The 21,486-nt window shown below is 48.1% G+C and carries 24 protein-coding genes; 7 read left to right on the forward strand and 17 right to left on the reverse strand.

From position 1 onward, the window contains the following. Positions 1-140 precede the first annotated feature (140 nt). The 6 genes from M3630_RS26275 to M3630_RS26300 all read right to left on the reverse strand — a co-directional run bounded on the left by M3630_RS26275 (position 141) and on the right by M3630_RS26300 (position 5,601). The gene (locus M3630_RS26275; RefSeq protein ID WP_251254045.1) at positions 141-758 is read right to left on the reverse strand and encodes an alpha/beta hydrolase; all 618 of its coding nucleotides are present in this window, start codon (positions 756-758) and stop codon (positions 141-143) included. After that, positions 755-1,705 carry a ring-cleaving dioxygenase gene (locus M3630_RS26280; protein ID WP_251254046.1) on the reverse strand — a complete coding sequence of 317 codons (951 nt, stop codon included), beginning with the start codon at positions 1,703-1,705 and terminating at the stop codon, positions 755-757. Before M3630_RS26280 ends, M3630_RS26275 begins: the two co-directional genes overlap by 4 nt. Positions 1,706-1,728: 23 nt before the next feature. After that, a complete protein-coding gene (locus M3630_RS26285) occupies positions 1,729-2,367 on the reverse strand; it encodes a nitroreductase family protein (RefSeq protein WP_251254047.1) in 639 nt (212 codons plus the stop codon). 212 nt (positions 2,368-2,579) lie between these two features. After that, the gene (locus M3630_RS26290; protein ID WP_251254048.1) at positions 2,580-3,083 is read right to left on the reverse strand and encodes a DinB family protein; all 504 of its coding nucleotides are present in this window, start codon (positions 3,081-3,083) and stop codon (positions 2,580-2,582) included. Between the two features lie 35 nt (positions 3,084-3,118). Continuing rightward, positions 3,119-4,207, reverse strand: a complete 1,089-nt coding sequence (locus M3630_RS26295) for a saccharopine dehydrogenase family protein (protein WP_251254049.1) — start codon at positions 4,205-4,207, stop codon at positions 3,119-3,121. After that, positions 4,204-5,601: an MFS transporter gene (locus M3630_RS26300; RefSeq protein ID WP_251254050.1), complete on the reverse strand. Its 1,398-nt coding sequence runs from the start codon at positions 5,599-5,601 to the stop codon at positions 4,204-4,206. The genes M3630_RS26295 and M3630_RS26300 overlap by 4 nt, the downstream gene beginning before the upstream one ends. 136 nt (positions 5,602-5,737) lie before the next feature. On the opposite strand from M3630_RS26300, the gene M3630_RS26305 reads away from it, so the two are divergent. Beyond that, positions 5,738-6,823: a helix-turn-helix transcriptional regulator gene (locus M3630_RS26305; RefSeq protein WP_251254051.1), complete on the forward strand. Its 1,086-nt coding sequence runs from the start codon at positions 5,738-5,740 to the stop codon at positions 6,821-6,823. On the opposite strand, the gene M3630_RS31355 is transcribed toward M3630_RS26305, so the two are convergent. The 4 genes from M3630_RS31355 to M3630_RS26325 all read right to left on the reverse strand — a co-directional run bounded on the left by M3630_RS31355 (position 6,820) and on the right by M3630_RS26325 (position 9,342). Then, on the reverse strand, positions 6,820-7,020 hold the full coding sequence (locus M3630_RS31355) for a DMT family transporter (RefSeq protein ID WP_483298478.1): 201 nt from the start codon (positions 7,018-7,020) through the stop codon (positions 6,820-6,822). The two genes, M3630_RS26305 and M3630_RS31355, sit on opposite strands and share 4 nt — an antisense overlap. After that, positions 7,021-7,503, reverse strand: a complete 483-nt coding sequence (locus M3630_RS26315; protein ID WP_251254052.1) for a GNAT family N-acetyltransferase — start codon at positions 7,501-7,503, stop codon at positions 7,021-7,023. A 102-nt stretch (positions 7,504-7,605) separates the two neighbouring features. Next, positions 7,606-8,700 carry a threonine aldolase family protein gene (locus M3630_RS26320; RefSeq protein ID WP_251254053.1) on the reverse strand — a complete coding sequence of 365 codons (1,095 nt, stop codon included), beginning with the start codon at positions 8,698-8,700 and terminating at the stop codon, positions 7,606-7,608. 72 nt (positions 8,701-8,772) lie between these two features. Beyond that, complete coding sequence (locus M3630_RS26325; RefSeq protein ID WP_251254054.1) at positions 8,773-9,342, reverse strand: bifunctional transcriptional activator/DNA repair enzyme AdaA; 570 nt, start codon at positions 9,340-9,342, stop codon at positions 8,773-8,775. A 165-nt stretch (positions 9,343-9,507) separates the two neighbouring features. Here M3630_RS26325 and M3630_RS26330 point away from each other — a divergent pair, with 165 nt between their 5' ends. From M3630_RS26330 to M3630_RS26340, 3 genes are all read left to right on the forward strand, one after another. After that, a complete protein-coding gene (locus M3630_RS26330; RefSeq protein ID WP_251254055.1) occupies positions 9,508-10,440 on the forward strand; it encodes a DNA-3-methyladenine glycosylase 2 in 933 nt (310 codons plus the stop codon). A gap of 19 nt (positions 10,441-10,459) precedes the next feature. Next, positions 10,460-11,578, forward strand: a complete 1,119-nt coding sequence (locus M3630_RS26335) for a deoxyribonuclease IV (protein WP_173612420.1) — start codon at positions 10,460-10,462, stop codon at positions 11,576-11,578. An 86-nt stretch (positions 11,579-11,664) separates the two neighbouring features. After that, complete coding sequence (locus M3630_RS26340) at positions 11,665-11,964, forward strand: Ada metal-binding domain-containing protein (RefSeq protein ID WP_173612421.1); 300 nt, start codon at positions 11,665-11,667, stop codon at positions 11,962-11,964. Here M3630_RS26340 and M3630_RS26345 read toward each other — a convergent pair. The 3 genes from M3630_RS26345 to M3630_RS26355 form a co-directional block, all read right to left on the reverse strand. Further along, entirely contained in the window at positions 11,961-12,362 is a 402-nt protein-coding gene (locus M3630_RS26345; protein ID WP_251254056.1) for a hypothetical protein, read from the reverse strand. The two genes, M3630_RS26340 and M3630_RS26345, sit on opposite strands and share 4 nt — an antisense overlap. 5 nt (positions 12,363-12,367) lie before the next feature. After that, positions 12,368-13,147 carry a cyclase family protein gene (locus M3630_RS26350; protein WP_251254057.1) on the reverse strand — a complete coding sequence of 260 codons (780 nt, stop codon included), beginning with the start codon at positions 13,145-13,147 and terminating at the stop codon, positions 12,368-12,370. Positions 13,148-13,283: 136 nt separating this feature from the next. Next, the gene (locus M3630_RS26355; protein WP_251254058.1) at positions 13,284-14,087 is read right to left on the reverse strand and encodes a MerR family transcriptional regulator; all 804 of its coding nucleotides are present in this window, start codon (positions 14,085-14,087) and stop codon (positions 13,284-13,286) included. Positions 14,088-14,179: 92 nt separating this feature from the next. Here M3630_RS26355 and M3630_RS26360 point away from each other — a divergent pair, with 92 nt between their 5' ends. Beyond that, complete coding sequence (locus tag M3630_RS26360; protein ID WP_251254059.1) at positions 14,180-15,190, forward strand: alpha/beta fold hydrolase; 1,011 nt, start codon at positions 14,180-14,182, stop codon at positions 15,188-15,190. Between the two features lie 42 nt (positions 15,191-15,232). Here M3630_RS26360 and M3630_RS26365 read toward each other — a convergent pair whose 3' ends face one another. Together M3630_RS26365 and M3630_RS26370 are read right to left on the reverse strand one after the other, a co-directional pair. Further along, complete coding sequence (locus M3630_RS26365; protein WP_251254060.1) at positions 15,233-16,639, reverse strand: alpha/beta hydrolase family protein; 1,407 nt, start codon at positions 16,637-16,639, stop codon at positions 15,233-15,235. Positions 16,640-16,768: 129 nt separating this feature from the next. After that, positions 16,769-17,227, reverse strand: coding sequence for a MarR family winged helix-turn-helix transcriptional regulator (locus M3630_RS26370; RefSeq protein WP_251254061.1), 459 nt, complete (start codon positions 17,225-17,227; stop codon positions 16,769-16,771). 133 nt (positions 17,228-17,360) lie between these two features. On the opposite strand from M3630_RS26370, the gene M3630_RS26375 reads away from it, so the two are divergent. After that, positions 17,361-17,912, forward strand: coding sequence for a dihydrofolate reductase family protein (locus M3630_RS26375; RefSeq protein ID WP_251254062.1), 552 nt, complete (start codon positions 17,361-17,363; stop codon positions 17,910-17,912). Positions 17,913-17,972: 60 nt separating this feature from the next. Here M3630_RS26375 and M3630_RS26380 read toward each other — a convergent pair whose 3' ends face one another. Together M3630_RS26380 and M3630_RS26385 are read right to left on the reverse strand one after the other, a co-directional pair. Further along, positions 17,973-19,292, reverse strand: coding sequence for a hemolysin family protein (locus tag M3630_RS26380; RefSeq protein WP_173612429.1), 1,320 nt, complete (start codon positions 19,290-19,292; stop codon positions 17,973-17,975). Between the two features lie 168 nt (positions 19,293-19,460). After that, a complete protein-coding gene (locus M3630_RS26385) occupies positions 19,461-20,225 on the reverse strand; it encodes an exodeoxyribonuclease III (RefSeq protein WP_251254063.1) in 765 nt (254 codons plus the stop codon). Positions 20,226-20,447: 222 nt separating this feature from the next. Here M3630_RS26385 and mphJ point away from each other — a divergent pair, with 222 nt between their 5' ends. After that, positions 20,448-21,371: a macrolide 2'-phosphotransferase MphJ gene (mphJ, locus tag M3630_RS26390; RefSeq protein ID WP_251254064.1), complete on the forward strand. Its 924-nt coding sequence runs from the start codon at positions 20,448-20,450 to the stop codon at positions 21,369-21,371. The last annotated feature ends 115 nt before the right edge of the window (positions 21,372-21,486 follow it).

The following is a 21,486-nucleotide window of genomic DNA, read 5'->3' on the forward strand; positions in this document are numbered from 1 at the left end:
ACGAATACGGCTGGCTCTTGAAGACCCTTACACATTTGATTAAATCTGAGGGAAACCTGCTCTTTTCCCGGAAAAACAACTTGTTTGCACACACAAAAAACGGCAGACACATAGGTCCGCCGCTCTTGTTACTCATTCGATTACTTGCGAAACTTCTCTGTAAACCACGCGGCCGAAGCCTCTACTTCCTTCACCGTTAGCTGATGACCATATGAATCCCAATGCACAGTCACGTCAACACCTGCTTCTGTCAGTAGTTGGTTCAGCTCCTCCGTCTCTTGTGCAGTACAGATCGGATCATTCGTACCCGCTCCGATGAATACCGGGATAGCTGACATATCAGGCAGAGCGATCCCACGGCGTGGAACCATTGGGTGGAAAAGAATCGCCCCTTTTAGCGGAGTCGGGTAATGGAACAGGAGACTACCTGCGATATTCGCCCCGTTCGAATAACCGACTGCCACGATATTGTCTCGCTCGATCTGATACGTAACCGCCGCCTGATCCAAAAACTCATGCAGCTCCTGCGTGCGGTTGACCAAATCCTCTTCGTCGAATACACCCTCTGCTAAGCGTCGGAAAAATCGCGGCATGCCGTTTTCGAGAACATTCCCACGGACACTCAGAACAGAAGCGCCTGGATAAATGCGATTGGCCAGTGGCAAGAGGTCGTTTTCATCTCCGCCTGTTCCATGAAGCAACAACAGCGTTGGTGCTTTTGAATCGGTTCCTTTTCGAAAAATGTGCTTCAAATTCATGATTTATCTTCCTCCAACACTCTGACTGTAATCGGCGGCAAACCTTGCTCAATCTGGGCACGACGTGGTTCATACCACTCGGGGAGCATCAGTTTTTCACCCAGTGCCTCAAATGGCTCATCTCGTTCAAATCCTGGAGGATCTGTTGCAATCTCAAACAAAATCTCGCCTGGCTCGCGGAAGTAGATGGCGTTGAAGTATTGACGGTCGATAATATCCGTCGGATGGAGTCCGGATTGAGCCGCACGCTGCTGCCACAGTTGGTGATCCTGATCATCTACGGCACGCCATGCGATATGGTGGATTGTACCTGCGCCACCTACTCCTCTTGGTATCGGCTCGGCATTCACGTCAATGACATTGCCCAAATCGCCGTGAGCCTTGAAACGGACAAGGCCGTTTTCTTCGCCGACTCTGGTCAGTCCCATCAGTCTCTCGAGAACATCCATAGTGTGGGCTGGAGCCATGCTGTACAAGATCGCTCCGCCGAAGCCTTTGATCGCCTTATCAGCTGGCACCCCGCCAAAGGACCATTTGCTCGCTGGACCGCCTTTACGTTCCACGATCTCCAGCTGTAAGCCGTCTCTGTCTGCAAATTGCAGATACGTTTCATTAAAACGCTCCACGCGGCGGTACTCGATTCCGAATTTTTTCAGTCGATCCTCCCAGAAGGAAAACGCCCCCACCGGAATCAAGAAGGTTGTATAGCCAACCTGCCCACCGCCAACGCGTCCGCGGCGACCAGTTTCCCACGGGAAAAAGGTGATTGCAGTACCTGGACTGCCGACCTCATTCCCGAAATACAAGTGATATACATCTGGTGCATCGAAGTTGATCGTTTTTTTCACCATGCGCAATCCGAGAAACCCTGCATAAAAATCAACGTTATTTTGGGCGCTTGTTACAAAAGCTGTGATATGGTGAATTCCTGCTGTTTGCTGTGTCATTTTGTATTGCCTCCTCAAATTTATTATTTACTTGCTGGGAATGTGTTGTAGCTTACGAACTCTCCAACGGGCTTGCGGTACCCTCTGACACGCTGGCTGGATGTATCTTCTTTTCCAATCGTGATCATCAAAGCTGGCACAAAGCTGTCCGGAACCTTCGCTATTTCTTGCACCGCTGCCGGGTCGAATCCGATCATCGGGCATGTATCCCAGCCTTTATCCTTTGCAGCGAGCATGAACAACATTGCGGACAAATTGGCGTTGCGGATCGCTTCATCGCGCTTGAACTGCTCTCCTCCAGCCTCGTGCATTGCTCTGACAGAAGAATTGTTGTGGTCGTACTCGCGTTGATCCATGACTCCTAAATGAAGAAGGCCTTCATTAATGCGCTCTACGTTTTGGTACGCTTCCTTGTCACCAAATACAAGCACAACTGCCGAAGCGGTCTTTACCTTATACTGTCTATATGCCGCTTCATATACACGCTCTTTGGCTTCTGGATCGATGACAACTACATAATGGGCATGCTGCAAATTGAATGCTGATGGCGCGAATTTGACCAGCGACATGATTTCATCGATCTCAGCAGGTGTTATCGTTACGTCCGTTAGAAACTTGTTTGCAGATCTTCTGTTTTTTACAAGGGTGGTGAATTCACTCATGGGACTTCCTCCTCGATTTTTTCTATCTCATTCATTTTTTAATATCTCAAATTTAAGATAATGGGTTTAAAAATGTTCCTGCTTGGGGAAGTAGGATGACGATGTTACGAAAATTAAATATCTTGAATTTAAGATAATTATAGGACGTGAATTGTCCCTTGTCAACAGCCTAAAGCCAGAAGAATGAAATCTCTTCCAGCCCAAGACTCTTTTCAGTTGGCGTACCAGTAAAGTGCATAATCGGTCATGACAGAAGGATACCCCATTTGGCGCAGCATCGCCGTTATATTTCCACGATGATACGTTCCGTGATTGACCACTTGCATGATGATTTCTGCCAAGCTCGTATCTCGCACTCTCGTGTACGGATTATCAAGGACAATGCGTCGCTCCAAATCTTCTTCTTGGCTGAAAAAAGCTCTGAATTGCTCGACCAGTTCGGCATACAACTGCTCAACTTCCTCCAAGCTTTTTCCCGTTAATTCCTTTTCCTTCTTCCATGCCTCATTTAATGCCGCTTGCATGTCCATCCCCTGCAATATGCGAATCCAGCCTTGGTCCACCATATAAATATGCTCCATCACTTTTGCTATTGTCGGGAAAACGCTTTGGACCTCCTGCTGGTAAACACCTTCCGGAAGCTCCTTTAAGCGATTGATTAACGTTTGATTCGCCCACGCGTGAAAGTCGTACATGTTTTTGGCATAGTGCGTCATGATAAAGCCCCCTCTTTGGTTCTTCGATAGCTCTATCATAGACCGGCTTCCCTGACAAATACGGTCAGTGATGCTTTCTGCTCCAGCCAAACTCTCATTTTTTCTAATGAAAACAGTTGTTCCATGTGGTGGACTCCTGGAGGAAACGCCTCTTCATATAGCGATTTTGCTACGGCAACCGCCACCATTGCGGTCATGTTGGACTGATCGCGCCCGTACAGCAGACACTCTACTGTCGCCTTGTTCGTTCCCCGTTTTCCCTGTGCTTCTACCTTGATGGCAAACCGATCATCCCCCATTTTCCAACGCCCAAACGCTTCAATCGTGGCTTCCCGTACTTTTGGTTGATGAAGTAGTCGGCAAATTCCTATGCTCTTCAAACCAGCCACCACTCTCGTCATCCCATCCAGATCAAAACAAAGTCGGGTAGATACTGTAGGGACATCCAAGGTGCGTGCCAATGACTGTTGATCGGAAAACGGAAATCGATACGCGCGCTTCTTCCCCAACTCCGGTCCAAAATCAACAAGCTTGCCGTCTGTCATGCTCTCTACGGTTACACGCTGATGCTTGTTCATCACCTCGTAGCTCGTGCACAAGTTATCGACAGTCCATTCAATCGCGGCCTTCCCATGCCGATCACCGAGCCCAAGCATAATGAATATGTCCAGCTCATTCACCTGATCCAGCAAGCGATGAGCTTCCCCTGCGAGCAGGTTGGTCAGCCCTGGCGCCAGTCCTACACTGAGCACGGTGGTTCCCATGTTCTTCGTTTCAGTTTGGCTCCCCCATTGTTCGATTTGCGTCAAAAAATGGCCATTCGCCGAAATATCGAGATAATGCGTTCCATTCCGCATACACCCTTCCACAAAAACCGTATCCCGCTGGTCCAGACACATGACCACCAGCTTTACTTTTTCCAGCATGCTTTGGTCTAACGGCTTGTGAATATCGAGTTGCAACGGCAGCACCTTCCCATCTTCTTTTCGGCAAAATGCTTCAGCCTTCTCCAAGCTGCGTCCGGCTGCATACACCCGTCCCGGATATGCTTCACCCAAATTCTTGCATATGGTTGCCCCTACATGACCGTACCCTCCGACTACCACAATTCGATCCTTGCTCATGCCTTCTCCACCTCTGTGCCTCTCTTTTTCTGTCGCTCAAGACGTCCGGCATACCACCAGACCAACAATCCGCTCAGGCAAATTAACCCTCCTGCTTCAAAAACCGCACGATACGCATCGATCGTCGGCTGCACAGCTTGACTCGACTCACCGTTCATCATACCCAGTCCCAACGCTGCGCCGACCACCATCCCTGCATTGCGTGTCAAGGCGATCATGCCTCCGATCGCGCCCGCATGCTCCATCGGGACGTGGCGCATGATGTAGCTGTTGTTGGGCGAAGCAATCAGCCCCATACCAGCCCCTACCAAAGCCAGTACCGCAATGATTTCCACCGTGGATAATGCCTCTAGCCAGATCGCTAAGACGGTCACCCCTGCCCCAATCGCACCTAGACCTGCAAAAATGAGTGGGCGTGCACGATAGCGGTCTGAAGCCCAGCCACTAAAAGGACCCGTCAACGCCAGCAGCAATGGGTAGGCAGTCATCATATACCCTGCCGTCAAAGGGGATTCATGCGCTTGATTAAGCAGGTAGAACGGCAGGGCAACCAGTACGAGATTAGCGAGCACAAACGAAGTGAAGCTAATGAACAGTCCACTGGACACAGCCGATAGGCGAAAGACCGACACGGGCAAAAACGGCAATGACTGTCGCCGCTCCCACCAGACAAACACCCATCCCAAGACGAGTACACCCCCAAAAAGAATGAGCATCCCTTGTGAAGCCCAGCCCCACCCGTTTCCATTGGAGATCGCGATAATGATTGAGCTGACCAGCAGCATAAACAGACCTGCCCCAACGAGATCAAGTGAACTGACCTTCTTCGTCTGCTCATGAGAAGGAATGTAACGAAGAGCCAGCCCCGTAGCCAAGATGGCGACAGGAACATGAATCAGAAACAACCACTCCCAGCTCAACCACGACGCGATCATCCCACCTGCAATCGGCCCGGTCATGCCGCCAAGCGCAACAGCTGTACTCATGATCCCCATTGCCCTCCCCCGCATTTCTTTTGGGAGCAAAATCGCAATGAGCGCGATATTGGTAGCCTGGAACATAGCCGATCCGATGGCTTGCACGATTCGAAGCGCCAACAGCATCGTGATCGTCGTCGAGAAAGCCACCAAGACAGAACTTACCGTGAACAGCAGGAAACCGTAATTGTGCAGCACACGATGCCCGTATCGATCTCCCAGCTTGCCCATGAAAGGAAGAAGAGACACAATGACAAGCAAATAACCCGTTGTAATCCATTGTGCGATCGCCAGCTCCGTCTGGAAAATGTATGTGAACTGAGGGAGCGAGACATTGACAATCCCCGCTGTAAAATGAGACAAGAATGCACCCAGACAAATCGCGATCATCATGAAAAAGCGCTGCCGCTGGCTCATATGGTCTTTCCAACTCCTCGCGTATCTTGTAAATTTAGACTAAGAATTATTCTCAATTATAGAGAGTACCGAGGAGAGCACCATCCCACAAAACTGGGATTTTCCTTTTGACAATAGACGTACAGGAGAAATGCAGATGAGCACAAATCGGGAAGCGAGCAAACGAAAAGTGATGGCACTGGCTGAACGCTTTTCTCACTCCTCACAAGACTATCGGACAGCGCTCTTGCCGCTATTGCGAGAGTTCGTCCCTTTTGACGGGGCCTGCTGTACCGCTGTTGATCCGCAAACACTTTTGTCCACCGGAGCCATTACGGAAGACGGGGTGGAAGCGATTCATCATGGTATTTTTGAGCATGAATACTTGCGCGAGGACTTTAACCGGTATGATGCTCTGTGTAAAGCGGCTGAGCCAGTTGCTACGCTGAGCCGAGCGACCGGGGGCCAGCTTAAACGCAGTGACCGCTATCGCAATGTTCTACTCCCCGCCGGTTTTCATGATGAAATGCGTGCTGCCCTCAAGTACGACAGTGCATGCTGGGGCTATTTAACGTTGTTTCGTTCGCAGGGGCGTCCCTTTTTTTCTGAGCAAGAATGTGAATGTATTTTGGCTTTGGCGCCGCTGATTGCTTATCAGTTGCGAAAGACGAGTCTGTCCTTACCCGCTGAGGAGAATACGTGGATGGAAGAAGAGATGGGGATATTGATGCTGTCGGATCAGTTCACCTTGCTCGCTGCCAATCCCACAGCGGAAAAATGGCTGAGCCTGCTGCGCCGATGGGAATCGATTGATCGCGATACCTTGCCCCGACCAGTGCGAGCGGTCTGTTCGCGGGCACTCTCTCAGCTAGCAGAATCAGGCCACACGACATCCTTGGCAAAAGTCTGTATTCGCATGCCAGATGGCCCTTACATGACGATTCAGGCAAGCCCCATGAACAGCCAGAGCAGCACGGTGCACTTGGCTGTCTTGTTCGGTCCCGCAAAACCTGCTGACATGCTGCCGCTAATCGCCGAGGCATACGGATTGTCTGTACGGGAAAAGCAAATACTCGACCAGATTGTCCGCGGCGCTTCCACGAAGGAGCTCGCACGCACACTGCACATCTCCGCTTATACGGTTCAGGATCATTTGAAGTCCATCTTCGTAAAAACCGGAGTATCCAGCAGACGAGAGCTGATCTGGCAATTGTTCACCCGATTTGGCGTACAGGCGAACTAGTGAAAACCTGGCCAAAAAAGCCCCCTTCTTACAGCACACGCTGCCAGAAAGGGGCTTTTCGCTACTGATGACAATCCCTGTAATGAACAGAATCTGCTTCCTGCTGAGCCAATGCCCGTCCATACAGCATAAGCTGTTCCGACCGGGAGCGTCTGTACAGCAGTTGAGAGCAAATACAAGCTACTACTTGCAACCATTTATGTAGATGCTGTCAAATTCAGATGAAAAATCAGCTCCTCGCCATACTCGCCCGCAAATCTCCATCCTTGATCGACTAGACCAGCCTTTTTATACAGTTGGATCGCTGGCGTATTCGTATGATGCACCGTCAACACGATTTCATCTCGCTCCGGGTAATGCACTCGTGCGATGTCAGCCAACTCATGGAATACTCGCAAGGCGTAGCCCTTCTTTTGATAGCGGGAATCTATCGAAAATGATTTGAAAATAATAGCCTCGCCATTTGGTGTGTAGGGATTGCCTGTGTGTGGTGTGAATAAGGCAAAGCAGCCGATTAGATGGCCTTGGTCGAAAACCACATAGGGCATAGATCCACGATCGTTTTGAGATGCTTCAATCACATCAACTGGCATAGACGTGTAGATCGCTTGTTCTTGCGGCAAATCGTAAGCCATGATCGAAGGGTAGTCGCTTTTTTCGTACGGTCTGATAATGAACATCTTGGTTCCTTTCTCTTCTTACGGAAAAATTCGCGGCAGTCCGGTATGAATCTGTAAGCCCCATACTGCCACCGCCCCGAAGTTGATTCGTTACTCGGCTTTTTATTTCTGCTCCCCTAATTTCTGATTCAGCTTTTCGAATGCCAATGCCAGCTCTTCCTTCGGGATCATCGCATACCGATCGCCAATACTTACCTCATAGGAGCTAGTCGATTCGTCGTCCTCTCTTACATATTGCGTGAAGCCAATTCCTGTCTCTTCACTAAGTGAGAGCAAGGTACGCTCAAGCTCTTCTTTCGGCAATTCTGCATGCACATGAAACATGTTGGATACAGGCACGGCTGGTCTCGTGGATATCCCCTGGCATTGGTTGTACAATGCTGCCAGTTCCTTTGCGTGCTCGTAATATTGACCGAATTTATGCTTTCTCTGCTCAAAATGGTATTCTGCCGTGACAATATACGGGTACAAACTAATCAGGTCCCCGCCATGGCGTCTTTTCCATACCTTCGATTGCTTCGTGAAATCTTCATCCCCAGCCAGGATCGCTCCGGCAATTCCGCCTATTCCTTTGTAAAAGGATATGTACACGCTATCAAACAACGCGCATACCTCATCGGCTGTCTTCTCGTAAAACGGCAGGATTTCCATAAGCCGGGCGCCATCCAGATGCAGCCTAATTCCTTTTTCCCGACAATAACGGGAGATCGCCTCCAAATCCTCATACGTGGGTAGCTGTCCGCCAATCTCCCGCTGTGGCAATTCCAGCAACAGGCACGCGATATCGTCGTCCATGCCGAGAACATCGCCCAGTTCAATCACTCTGTCTTTATCCGCCAGCAAGACAGCCTCGATCTGATGCAACTCCTTGAGCCCATCCTCCTCGTGAATCTCCAAGTGGCAGAGCGGATGATAGGCGACCTTTTTGATTCCCTTCTCATCGCACCAGATGCGTAACGCGATTTGTTGGGCCATCGTACCGCTGGGAAAGAATACGGCAGACTCTTTGCCCAAATATTCGGCCATCTTTCGTTGGAAATTCTCGATGAGTTCGCCTGTTCCGTACATATCACCCTCCATATTCCCGTCCACTCTGGACAGGACCTGCTGCAATTGATGGAGGTCTCTCTTGCTGTGCCCGGCGATTTGATAAGTGGTCTTTTTAAATACTTCTCGCAAGGTTTTCGTATCGTTCATTTTGGCAGGGCTCCTTTTGTTTCTCATCTTCAATGCTTCTTACTTTTTAAGATATCACATTTCACAAGCAGCTTATGTCGTTTGTTTTTTGACGTACAGTTGGCGATATTCACTCGGGGTCTGGCCCGTCATTTTTTTAAACAACGTGATAAAATACGGCGTATTCGGCATTCCTACCAATTGCGCAACATCCGCGATCTGGTTGTTCGAATGAGCCAGCAGCTCCCGTGCCCTTTCTATCCGCTTTTTCTGGATGTACTCCACAGGCGTCATATCCATGAGTCGCTTAAACGTTCGCTGCAAATGAAACGGACTGCCATGGCACATATCAGCCAAATGCTCCAGCGTCAGCTTTTCGTTATAATGAGAATCAATGTACTGTGTAATTTGTGCCACCCACTCACGATCAGGCAACCTCTCTCCCGTGGGCTTGCAGCGTTTACATGGTCGAAATTCTTCCCGTAGGGCTTGGTTTGCATTTTGGAAAACCCGCACGTTCTCCCTCTTCGGCGGCTTCGACTTGCACGACGGTCTACAAAAAATCTTCGTCGTTTTTACCGCATAAAAAAATTGATTATCGTAAGACGAATCGTTATGAATAATGGCCTGCCATCGCTCATCGGTTACCCGTTCCTCCAACACATGTCCTCTCCTTTGCCATAGCCGTTATCGAATCGCTTGCTCTTACCGACAGTATACCCCCACGCTACATGATCCGTACTGCTAGAAGATTAAAATAGCAAGATAACGAAATGACAGGATAGCTTTTCTTGTTATAAAACTAGGAGGAAGACAGGAGGTTTTCACATGACAAGCAGTCTATCCCACTCGGCTTGGGTCGATAATAGAAAAGAATTAATCTTGTCCGTACCTACGGAATTCTGTTTTTCGCAAAATCTTCACTACTTGTCCAGAGCATCCAACGAATGCATGTTTCACATTCAAAACGGGCGCCTCTACAAAGCCATCCCGATTGAACAAGATTCACAAGTGGTCGAAATTCACGCAGAAAACGATCAAGGATTGACTGTGCGTTTTCTCAGCCCTTCGCTTCCCACTGAAAAAGCCCGGATGGAGGTAGCCCGCTATGTGCGAGATTGGTTCGATCTCGATCGAGACCTGGTTCCGTTTTATGAGCTTGCCGCAGGGGATGCTCTTCTACAGCAAGCCGTTGAAAAATTTTACGGGCTGCGGACTATTGGCATTCCCGACCTGTTTGAAGCGCTCAGTTGGGGAATCATTGGTCAACAAATTAACCTGACCTATGCGTACACCCTCAAGCGGCGGTTGGTAGAGACATTCGGAAGACGAGTAGATTTCGAAGGACAGACGTATTGGCTTTTTCCCACAGCGGAAAAAATCGCCGGATTATCCGTCGCTGATTTGGATGGATTGCGCATGACGACCAAGAAATGCGAGTATTTGATTGACGTCGCACAACTCATCGTTGAAGGGAAACTATCGAAAGAGCTATTATGGGACGGAGGAGATTATCAAACCGCGGAGAAACGTTTGACCCGTATCCGTGGGATTGGACCGTGGACAGCCAACTATGTGCTCATGCGCTGTCTGCGAATGCCCTCTGCTTTTCCCATTGATGATGTCGGCCTGCACAATGCGATCAAATTTTTACTAGGCAAAGAAAAAAAGCCGACAAAAGCAGAAATACGAGAGCTGTCCAAGGCTTGGACGAATTGGGAGTCGTACGCTACTTTTTATTTATGGCGTTTTCTTTATTAATCAAAGGAGGTTCTATCCTATGCTAAAAATAGGTTCGCACGTATCATTCTCCGGTAAGGGACTGCTGAATGCCGCCCAAGAAGCAGCCACCTACGGCTCGAGTACCTTTATGATCTACACGGGTGCACCGCAGAACACCCGCCGCAAACCGATCGAGGATCAGTACATTACAGAAGGCAAAGAAGTAATGGCCAAGCAGGGCGTGGATGAAATTGTCGTACATGCCCCGTACATTATCAACTTGGGCTCTTACAAGGACGATACCTATGAGCTCGCTGTCCGTTTTCTGCAAGAAGAGATTCGCCGGACCGACTACATTGGCGTCAAAAATATCGTGCTGCACCCTGGCGCCTACACGGACAAGGATGCAGAGTACGGCATCGCCCGGATCGCGGAAGGCTTGAATGAAGTTCTGGCAGGCGTAAAAGACACCGATGTAAAAATCGCGTTGGAGACGATGGCGGGCAAAGGGACGGAAATCGGTCGCAGCTTTGAGGAAATCGCGGCCATCATCGAGAAAGTAGAAGACAACAGCAGGCTGACCGTCTGCATGGATACCTGCCACATTCACGATGCTGGCTATGATATCGTTAACGACTTCGATGGCGTCCTGGACCAGTTTGACCGGACAATCGGCTTGGACCGTCTCGCCGTCGTTCACTTGAATGACAGCAAAAACTTCCGCGGGGCAGGCAAAGACCGCCATGCGCCAATCGGTGCGGGACTCATCGGCTTTGATGCGATGAATTACATCGTAAACCACGAGAAAATCCGCCACCTGCCGCTTGTACTGGAGACACCTTGGATCAGCAAGGAAAAAGGCAACGAGCGTCCGATGTACGAGGCTGAAATCGCCCTCTTGCGCGGGGAAGTGGACAAGCGCTTCGGCGACGAATTCATGGACCATGTGGAGCGCCTCGATTTCTTTTTCCGCAAACAAGATGTCACCAGACGCGAGTATGTGGTTGGAATTTGGGAACTGCTCAAAAACGACGCGAAGGCAAAGAAAGCGGATGGCCGCGAGCCAATGGAGCGTCTGTACGATATGGTGAAGGAAGCGAGATTGTTCCCGGAGCTCACCGAAGAGCAGATCAACCACCGCTTGACTGCCTACTTCGCGATTCCGAAATTCTCGTAAGGTAAGAACACTTCATGTAGGCTGACTGACTGTGGCTTCCTCCTTTTGGAGCGAAAACGACACATTACCAATAGAGGGGGAGCCATATGCCTACACCGAAAAAGCCAGCACCTCAAGATGCTGACTCTGCCAAAACATACACCCTGCTCGGAGCTGATCGCTCTTTTTATCAGAGTGATTCTCCGGGTACATTGGGGGGCTATCGTCCACGCAAAATATACGGCCGACTGGATTGCCCCTCTGCCATCAGAGCCATTACGCGAGGCGGTTATGTGCGCCATCGCGTATTTTTTGCGGATGAAGCTACCGCTATTGCTGCGGGGTATCGACCTTGTGCTGTTTGTTTACGAGAAAAATATTTGTTGTGGAAAGCCCCTCCCCTTTAAGGTTTTAGAATACCTGCGGGGATTCGATAGAGTACATAGTTGCCCGTCCACATTTGTGTCGTAATGACCATCTTCTCTTTTCCCCGTTCAAAGAAGTATCCGGCCCCTTCTTGTTGGATGAAGGTCCAGCCTTTTTCTGTCACCGCTCGTTTCATCGCTTCCGCCGCTGTAGCTTGATTCGCTTGCGGCCCATATCCATACCAATCGACGTTTCCCTCCGTTGTCAATTTGACGATTTTTCCCGTGTTTTCACCCAACAGCTCCGTCACTTCTTTTTTGGACTTGGATTCGAATGGCAATGCAGGATACCCGATCAGAGAAACATTCGCGATCATGATAAAACAAAAGCCCAAGAAGAATAGGAGGAACAGAACCTTCGCGCTCTGGTTCATGCCCATACGACTTACTCCTCTTCCTCAAAAATCGCGACAGGACGCGCCCATCCCGCGCTCGCTCCTTTCACTTTTACAGGAAACACAGAGACGGTAAACCCGTAGGGTCTCGGCAATTGTTCCAAATTCGCCAGCTTTTCAATCTGGCAATACTCTTTCTCTTTTCCCACATAGTGAGCTGCCCATAAAACACCATCGCGCGGGTTTTGTTTATAATCAGCGGCTTGAACGGAAAACGGGATATCCCATCCCCACCCATCGGTTCCCATGACTTTGATTCCTTGATCGATCAACCAATGTGTCGCTTCGGCGGATACTCCTGCATGTGATTGAAAATAGTGCTCCTCATAGTATCTTTTATCAGCGCCCGTCCTGATCAGGACAATATCGAACGGTTTCAGTTCGTATTCGATTTGTGCGAGCTTCTGTTTTACATCATTCACCGTGATCTCATAGCCAGACGGCTTTTCACTAAAATCAAGCAGGACACCATCTCCGTAGAACCACTCTAACGGCAACTGATCAATCGTTTTCGCCGGCTCTCCCTCAGAAGTAGGCCAGTAATGCCAAGGCGCATCGACATGTGTTCCTGTATGTGTTGTGAGTGTCACCGTTTCACTCGCCCATGCCTTTTGTTCGGGAAAATCCGTTGGTTGCAATCCGAAGTACTGCGCGGCTTGGATAGCCCCTTCTTCATGACTACTGTATTGAATCTCGGGTGGAAACGGTTCTTTTGCCAGATGATCAAGAGGCACACTCAGATCAACGAACCGACGTGCTTTTCTATTCATAGCAGGATTCCCTTCTTTCGCATTTGGAATTTTCTGTATCCTCAATCATTATTACTGTACTACCCGCCTTCCACCAGCGTCAAATGAACACAAGCAAAAAGCAGTACCTCGTCGTCTATACGGGTACTGGCCTTTTTTATGGAAATTCTATGGGAATTTGCACTTCTACATACGTATCGCCCCCAAGTGGGGATTGCAGATAGTTTTCTCTGCCTGGCTGATCTTTTTTGATCCGGTATTGATTGCGCTCTATCCATTTTGCCAAGTCAATACAGGCCGTAGAAGGAACGAATGGCTCTACACGTTGGACCAGGGTGGCCATCATCGGCTCCTCTGGCAGCATACGTATTTCCAGCATATCGGATGGCAAGGGAATGTCCTGCTTGAGTACATAGCCGATCTCCAATTCGAATGCCGTCTCGTCTCGCTCCGACTCCTTCCACAAAACGATGGGAGAAAGCATCCTTCTCTGCTGCTTGCCTGCATGTTGAGACAGCCGCTCGAAAAGCATCGGAATCTCTTCTACCGTACCTTCTGAACGAAACGAGACAACTTTTTGGGCTTCGACTCGTTTAAAGACAACCTCTTGTGCTACATACCCCTTTTGTTCGATCGACAGCAGACGCTCCTTGATTCGATTCAATCGTGCTTGCTCCTCCTCAAGCAACTGTTCCATTGCTCTTTCTTTTTGCCTGAATATACCTTGTAGTTGCTCCGGGGACATCTCTTCATGCAGCAATTGCTGAATTTGTTGCAACGTAAATCCCAAGTCCTTGTACATGAGGATTCGATTCAGCGTAACCAATTGCTCTGCTGCATAAAACCGATAGCCAGTTTCTTTGTCGATATCCGCTGGCTTCAAAATGCCAATTTGGTCATAAAAACGAAGCGTCTTTAAGGACACTCTGCTCAATCGGGAAAATTCACTGATCTTAAACATGGAAAAACCCCAATCTATCATTCCCTTGACTTTCCCCTGTACGGGAACGTTTATAGTTGAAAAAAATCATGCTTACAAAGGAGCCATGCGAGATGGATTACGACATTTTTCACTTGGGAGATGTCCGCTTGCAGTCAGGAGTGACACTACCTCATGCATTTATTGCTTACAAAACCTATGGCACACTCAACGCCACCAAGGATAACGTCATTATATTTCCTACATCGTTTGGAGACCAGCATTACCAAAACGAATGGCTCATCGGGGAAGATAAGGCTTTGAACCCGAATCAATATTTTATCATCATTCCTAATATGCTCGGCAACGGGCTATCGTCCTCCCCGAGCAACACAGCCAACCCGTATGATCGGGCCCATTTTCCACACGTTACGATCTACGATAATGTCGCTCTTCAGCATCGACTCATTACGGAAAGATTTGGCATTGAAAAAATTGCTTTGGCAACCGGCTGGTCGATGGGGGCCATCCAGGCTTTTCATTGGGCGGCGATTTACCCAGATATGGTCGAAAGATTGGCTCCTTTTGCCGGAACCGCAAAAACATGGCCGCATAACATCGTCTTGATCGAAGGCATCCGAGCAGCATTACTGGCCGATGCAGCTTGGAATAATGGGCAGTATACGGAATCTCCCGAGGTTGGCTTACGTACCTTGGGGCGCGTTTATGCGAGTTGGGGGTTTTCACAGCCATTTTACCGCGAGGAATGCTATAAAGCTTTGGGCTATAAGACTCTTTCCGAATTTATCTCGGGATTTTGGGAGGAAAGCTTTGTTCCTTCGGATGCAAACGATTTGCTGGCGATGATGTGGACGTGGCAGCATGCCGACATTAGCCAAAATGATAAGTACAAGGGAGACTTTGAGGCGGCGTTACGAAGCATCCGGGCGCGAACGGTTGTGATGCCTGTACGGACTGATCTGTATTTCACGCCAGAAGACAGTGAATATGAGACGAAGCACATCCCTAACGCTACCTTTAAGCCAATTGAATCAATCTGGGGACACTTGGCTGGGTTTGGACTTAACCCTGTCGATACCGCGTTTATTGATAACAGCTTAAAAGAATTGTTGGCGACAAACTGAAAATTTCGAAGTAGAGGGACACCTATTAATGGTGCCCCTTCATTACTTCATCCTTATCGTAACATCTGGATAGCGCCCCACAACATCTAAATAGGAAGCATTTGGATCACTCTTAAGATTCCGATCCATGAAGGCTAGCGATACTTCGTTAATAATGGTGTGATTGCGCCGCACTTCAGGACTAAGTGCTTCCATCAGTGGTGAATACAGAGGAAAATCGGTAAAGCTGAGATGCCCCGCCTGCCAGATATCCAACTCCACACCTGATTGAGCTAATACTCGCTCTCGCCGCCCTTCTTCGGCTAGTTTCATCTCCGGCGAATCCTCCAGTTCTGGTAATTTGAAGCCTCCGTTCATAATCATCAGCGGTTTCGTTAAAGGTTTGTCACGATCCTCACCATACAAGTAGCCATCCATATTAATACCTGCTTTAAATACAGGATTCTTGTATAGAACATCCACCGCAGTTGCACCCCCAAAGGAGTGACCGATAATGCCAACATTAGAAAAGTCAGCTCGATGGGCAAACGGACTCTCCGTTACCCTTTCACTCATGTCCATAAGCTGCTGAAGGGCAAATTCGATATCCTGCGTCTGCTCCTCGATAACCGGAATAGAAGCATGATTCTGTACGTCGTATTCCATAGGGAGATGAGAGCTCGTGTCTATGAAAGGAGCATAGCTGCCATCTGGATAAACAGAGATTATCGCCGTCCCAGGATGCTCGACCGCCGCTACAATATAACCGTGGCTGGCTAATTCAATCGCTTGAAACGTATTCGTGAAGCGGCTACCTAGCATATTCCCGTGCGATAAGAAAATGATTGGTGCTTCTTTTAAGTCTGAGGCGAAGGAAGTTCCCGCGTAAGTATGCGTCTCCACCTGTTCGAGGTAACTCAATACTTTCCCAGAAAATCCGTATCGTTCCTCGATAGCTTTGGCAAACGCCGGCAGATTGGAAATGTATTTACCCGGAGTAGCAGAAGATGACGAATCAGCTGGATACCAGATCTGCACATTGATCTTTCTGGAAGTCCCGTCACTCCCTATGCGAGAGTTGTCCGACCATGTGTAGGTAACCGTTCCTACTCGATAAGCGCCAGTTGGTCTCTCAAAGGAAAAGATAGGTAACATAAATGGCAGGCAAATGGCGAGTGCACTGAGCAGAAAAGCCGGCACACTGAGTAAAATAGATTTCTTCCATTCCCTATCCCTTATCGTGTTCCGGTAAGTCCTGACTCCGAACATGCATAGGACCATTAGTGCAACCAAATAGGCTGGACCCATTTGCCAGCGCGCCTTTTCAAAAATTAGGTGAAACAGCCCTGTAACGACCAGCAAAATAGGCATTCCCCATAGAACTAGCCGCCCTGGGGCTTTCCGAGACCAAATTAAGTACCACAATAAGCCTATGGCCAAAATGACAAACACAACTTCAAAAATCCGCATATGGATGCTGCCTCCTTCAGACAAATGTTTTATGCAAATTAATATTTAATTAAACTTAAATATAAGGCGCAGGTTAGCCAGGACATTCGCCCGTCTCCAGGGTCCCAGCCGCTCACCCTTGTTTCGTAATTATTCATCTGTCTTTCGCGTCTGCTCTTCCTCAATAATTCTCCGGAACTTCAACATTATTTCCTTTAGCGCTACCAAATCTTCGTAAGGAAGCTTGGAATAGAAGCGCTCTATGATCGACAATTCAATCTTGCGGCTTGTTTCGATATAGTTCACTCCGGCATTATCCAGCTCCACAAAAATTTCCCGGCGATTCCCGGGGTTAATCGAACGTTTGACTAACTGGCGCTTTTCCATCTTGTTCAGCATTTGGCTGACTGCACTTGCCGTGATGTCCATTTGCTTTGCCAATTCCCCAGTGAGCAGTCGACCTCGTTCATGCAGCAAGTTAATCATGATGATCTGGCTATTCGTAATCGTCTCATCCAGCACATCCGCGTATTCTTGCGTCAGCATCACCTGACAAGCATACTCGATTTCGTTTAGCTCCCGGACAAAAGCGACGAGCTCCTCATTCATTTAACCACCACCAATAATTAAGTTAACTTAACTATTAAAATAAACGATAATCTACGACTATGTCAATTCTCGTGTGTTCAAATCCCAGCTAGTTTCACATAAAATGGAACTACGAAAAAGGAGGGATCTCTGAATGGCTACCTTAACGTATCACGTTGCCGTTTCGCTAGATAATTTCATTGCTGATCAAGCCATGATGGACGGAAATATCGACAGCACTCTCTTTTTATTTGAGGGAGAACATGTACCGGACTTTTTATCTGAAATTCAGGAATATGATGCTGTCCTGATGGGGGCCAAAACCTACGAGTTTGGGTTTAAATTCGGTGCCAAGCCGGGCGAACCAGGTTATAAGGGAATCAAGCATTATATTTTCTCAAACTCCATGCAGTTTGAATCCAATCCAGAAGTCGAGCTGGTCAAAGGCGACGCCGTTGAATTTATCAAAAATCTCAAACAGCAAGAAAAAGGCAAGCTGTGGCTATGTGGAGGGGGTGAGTTGGCAGGAGCGTTACTGGCACACCAACTGATTGATCAATTAGTGCTGAAAGTGAATCCGGTGATGGTCGGTGAAGGTGTCCCGCTATTTGGAAGTGCGAAGCCACGTCTCAAACTCGAGTTAGTAGACATGAAACAGTACGCGAACGGCGTAACGAAGCCTACGTACAACATTGTTTATATATAATGTCACAAAAGAAACGGGACCGCATCAATCGGCCCCGTTTCTTTACCTTCTGTCATATGATTACGTTACATCCTGCAGCTCACGAGCTGGAGCCTCTGCTGCTTTTTGAATCTCCATTTTCCGTATGCGATGCTTGTCTTTCTTTCGGATCGTAAAGACAAGATCATCGTATTGCCATTGGATACCTTCTTTGAGCGTCGGATTTTGACTGTATAGCCAGCCCCCGATGGTATCGAGTTCTTCTTCATTAATATTGGCGTTGAGCAAGTCGTTAACCTCGGAGAGAAGTACCTTTCCGTCCACAATCACATGGCTATTCTCTTCCACAATTTCGATCTCGGCTTTTTCCTCCGCGTCAAACTCATCACGAATCTCCCCTACAATTTCCTCCAAGATATCTTCGATCGTAACCATTCCGGAGGTTCCGCCATATTCGTCCACCAGGATCGCGATATGCGTTCTTTGTTTCTGCATTTTTTTCAAAAGGTCTTTTACAGGAGTCGCCTCTGAAACCATCAAAAACGGTCGGATGAGCTTGGAAATATCCAAATTCGGATCATCGGCATAATTCAGAAAGAACTCTTTCGTGTTAATCATCCCGATAATATGATCTTTATTCTGCGATATAACCGGGAAACGGGTATACTGCTCTTCTTTCATGATTCGCAGGTTTTGCTCAAGGGTATATTCTTTGTGCAAGCAGCTCATATCTGTCCGGGGGACCATAATCTCGCGGGCAAGCATCTCGTCAAAAGCAAAGATATTGCTAACGTATCCATACTCAGACTGATTAATTTTGCCGCTCTCATAGCTTTCCGTCAAAATGATTCGCAGCTCTTCCTCTGAGTGACTTTCTTCGTGCTCCTTGGTCGGTTTCATACCAAATGAACGCACAAGCAGAGCAGCAGAGCCATTCAGCACCCAGATCGCAGGGTACATCAATTTGTAGAACCAAATAATGGGTTTCGCACAAAGTAAGCTAACCGCTTCTGCTTTTTGGATCGCCACTGTTTTCGGTGCCAGTTCCCCGACAACCACATGGAGAAACGTAACGAGCGAGTAAGCAATCACAAACGACAGAACTGCCACGACTTGTTCGGGTAAAAACGGCGTAAGAAACGGGCTAATGATGCTTTCAATCGTCGGTTTCCCCAATACCCCCAAGCCAATGGCTGTCAACGTAATGCCCAACTGACACGCTGACAAATATCCATCCAGGTTACTAACTACTTTCTGAACAGCAAAAGCATTCTTTCTCCCTTCCATGACCAATTGGTCTACACGGCTCGGGCGAAGCTTTACAATTGCAAATTCAGTTGCCACAAAAAAAGCGGTAGCAAAAATCAGAAAAGCAATTAGTAACAAATTCATGGTTAGCAATATCCTATCCCCTCTTCATTAGAAGTCTTACGTTTTCATTGTACGAAACCCCGCCCCTTGACATCAACGTTCGCTTATATCCGATTTCGTCTTAATTGTTTGATTATAGGCAGTTTTGCTATTTCAGGTCACTCACCCTCACAATTGCTGATTACAGGCATTGCATACTCACTCAATGGTCCCCAGCTCCAACACGACCGGACAATGATCGCTCCCCATCACCTGTGAGTCAATTCCCGCCCCGAGCAACGATGGAGCCAATCTCTCAGACGCGAGAAAATAATCAATGCGCCACCCGATATTCCGCTCTCTCACTTTCGGCATGAAAGACCACCATGTATAGGCATCTGTTTCATCCGGATAAAAATATCGATAGGTATCCACAAACCCGGCTGCCAGCAAGCTCGTCATCTTCTCACGCTCTTCAGGAGTAAACCCAGAATTACCGCGATTGGACTTCGCATTTTTCAAATCAATCTCTTGATGGGCGACATTCAGGTCCCCACAAACCACAACGGGCTTCTTCGCATCTAGCTGCAACAAGTAATTCCGAAACCGATCCTCCCATTCCAGCCGATAATCCAATCTTGATAGATCACGCTTCGCATTCGGGGTATATACGGTGACCAGGTAAAAATCCTGGAACTCCAGCGTAATGGTTCGTCCCTCAGGCTCATGGTCTTCTTCCAAGCCATAGCGCACAGATAGTGGTTCCATTTTTGTAAAAACAGCCGTTCCGGAGTAACCCTTCTTCTCCGCGTAGTTCCAATATTGATGATACTCCTCGCCGATCTCCATCTCGATTTGACCTTCTTGCAGCTTCGTTTCCTGCAAGCAAAATATATCGGCGTTCACTTCTTTGAAGTATTCATAGAAACCTTTGTTTACACATGCGCGAAGTCCATTTACATTCCAAGAAATCAATTTCGTCATCGCTAATCTCCTCATCGCTATTTGATAGAATCCATGGTACACTATCTTTGTTTTCAATTATAGGAGGTTACGATGATGGACATTGCAATGGGCATCGCATTCATGAGACTTCGTTAAAATCGACAAGACCCCATTAGGCTCAGCCATTTTTAAAAACGGAATGGTATGGGTTTATTTTTGTTTGGATTGATTTTAACTATTCATGAATGAGGTGTTTTTGTTATGTCAAAAAACAATGTGGAGCAAATGCTTGCAATCGCGAAAAACAACGGAATCCTTGTAGACCCAACTACCGTGAAGGTGAATGAATCCGGCTTAGACTTCCTTGCTATTTTTGCAAGTACGATAGATGGTGTTCCATGGGTATTGCGCCAACCGCGCCGGGACGATGTCGTGGAGACAGCCCGTTATGAGAAAAAGGTGTTAGATCTCGTTGCAAATCATCTACGTGTGGAAGTGCCGGATTGGCAGGTTCACACCTCTGAATTCATCGCTTATCCGATCCTGGGTGGCACACCATTGGCGACGATTAATATGGAAACAAAAAGTTATGAGTGGTATTTGAATCCTGAATCACTACCTGAATTGTGTATCCAAACATGGGCGGAAGCATTGGTCGCATTACACGGTATTCATCATGATCTCGCTCGAGATGCTGGTATCCGCGTCAAGCAGCCTAGCGAATCACGAGCAAGCCTTCGAGAAAAGATGAATGAAGTCAAACGCGTCTTTGGCGTTTCTGGGGCGCTATGGGATCGGTGGCAAAAATGGCTTGCGGATGACACATTCTGGCCTGCCCACTCTGCTCTTGTACATGGTGACCTCCATCCGGGGCATATCCTGGTTGCTGAAAACGGCAAGGTAACAGGGCTCCTGGATTGGACGGAGGCCGAGGTAGCTGATCCTGCTGTTGATTTCACGGTTGTCTACCTGTTGTTCGGAGATACTGGCTTGGCGGATTTCATCCAACGGTATGAGAAAGCAGGAGGACGTGTATGGCCGCGCATGCATGAGCATATCGTCGAAATGACGGCTGCGTATCCTGTCACACTTGCCACCTTTGCGCTGAAATCAGGGCTGGAAGAGTTCAAGATCATGGCACGACAAGCTCTGGGTGTCGATGAAAACGGCACAGAGATCTCTTAGATATACCAACCACCGTCCCTGATTGGAGGCGGTGGTTTTTTATGTAAATAGCTCCATTGAGCCATTACTGGCTTGGAAATAAGGTGTTACAATAAATCGGCTCATTTGGACAATC

The organism is Brevibacillus sp. MER 51, assembly GCF_023714195.1.
In the GTDB taxonomy this organism is placed as follows: Bacteria; Bacillota; Bacilli; order Brevibacillales; family Brevibacillaceae; genus Brevibacillus.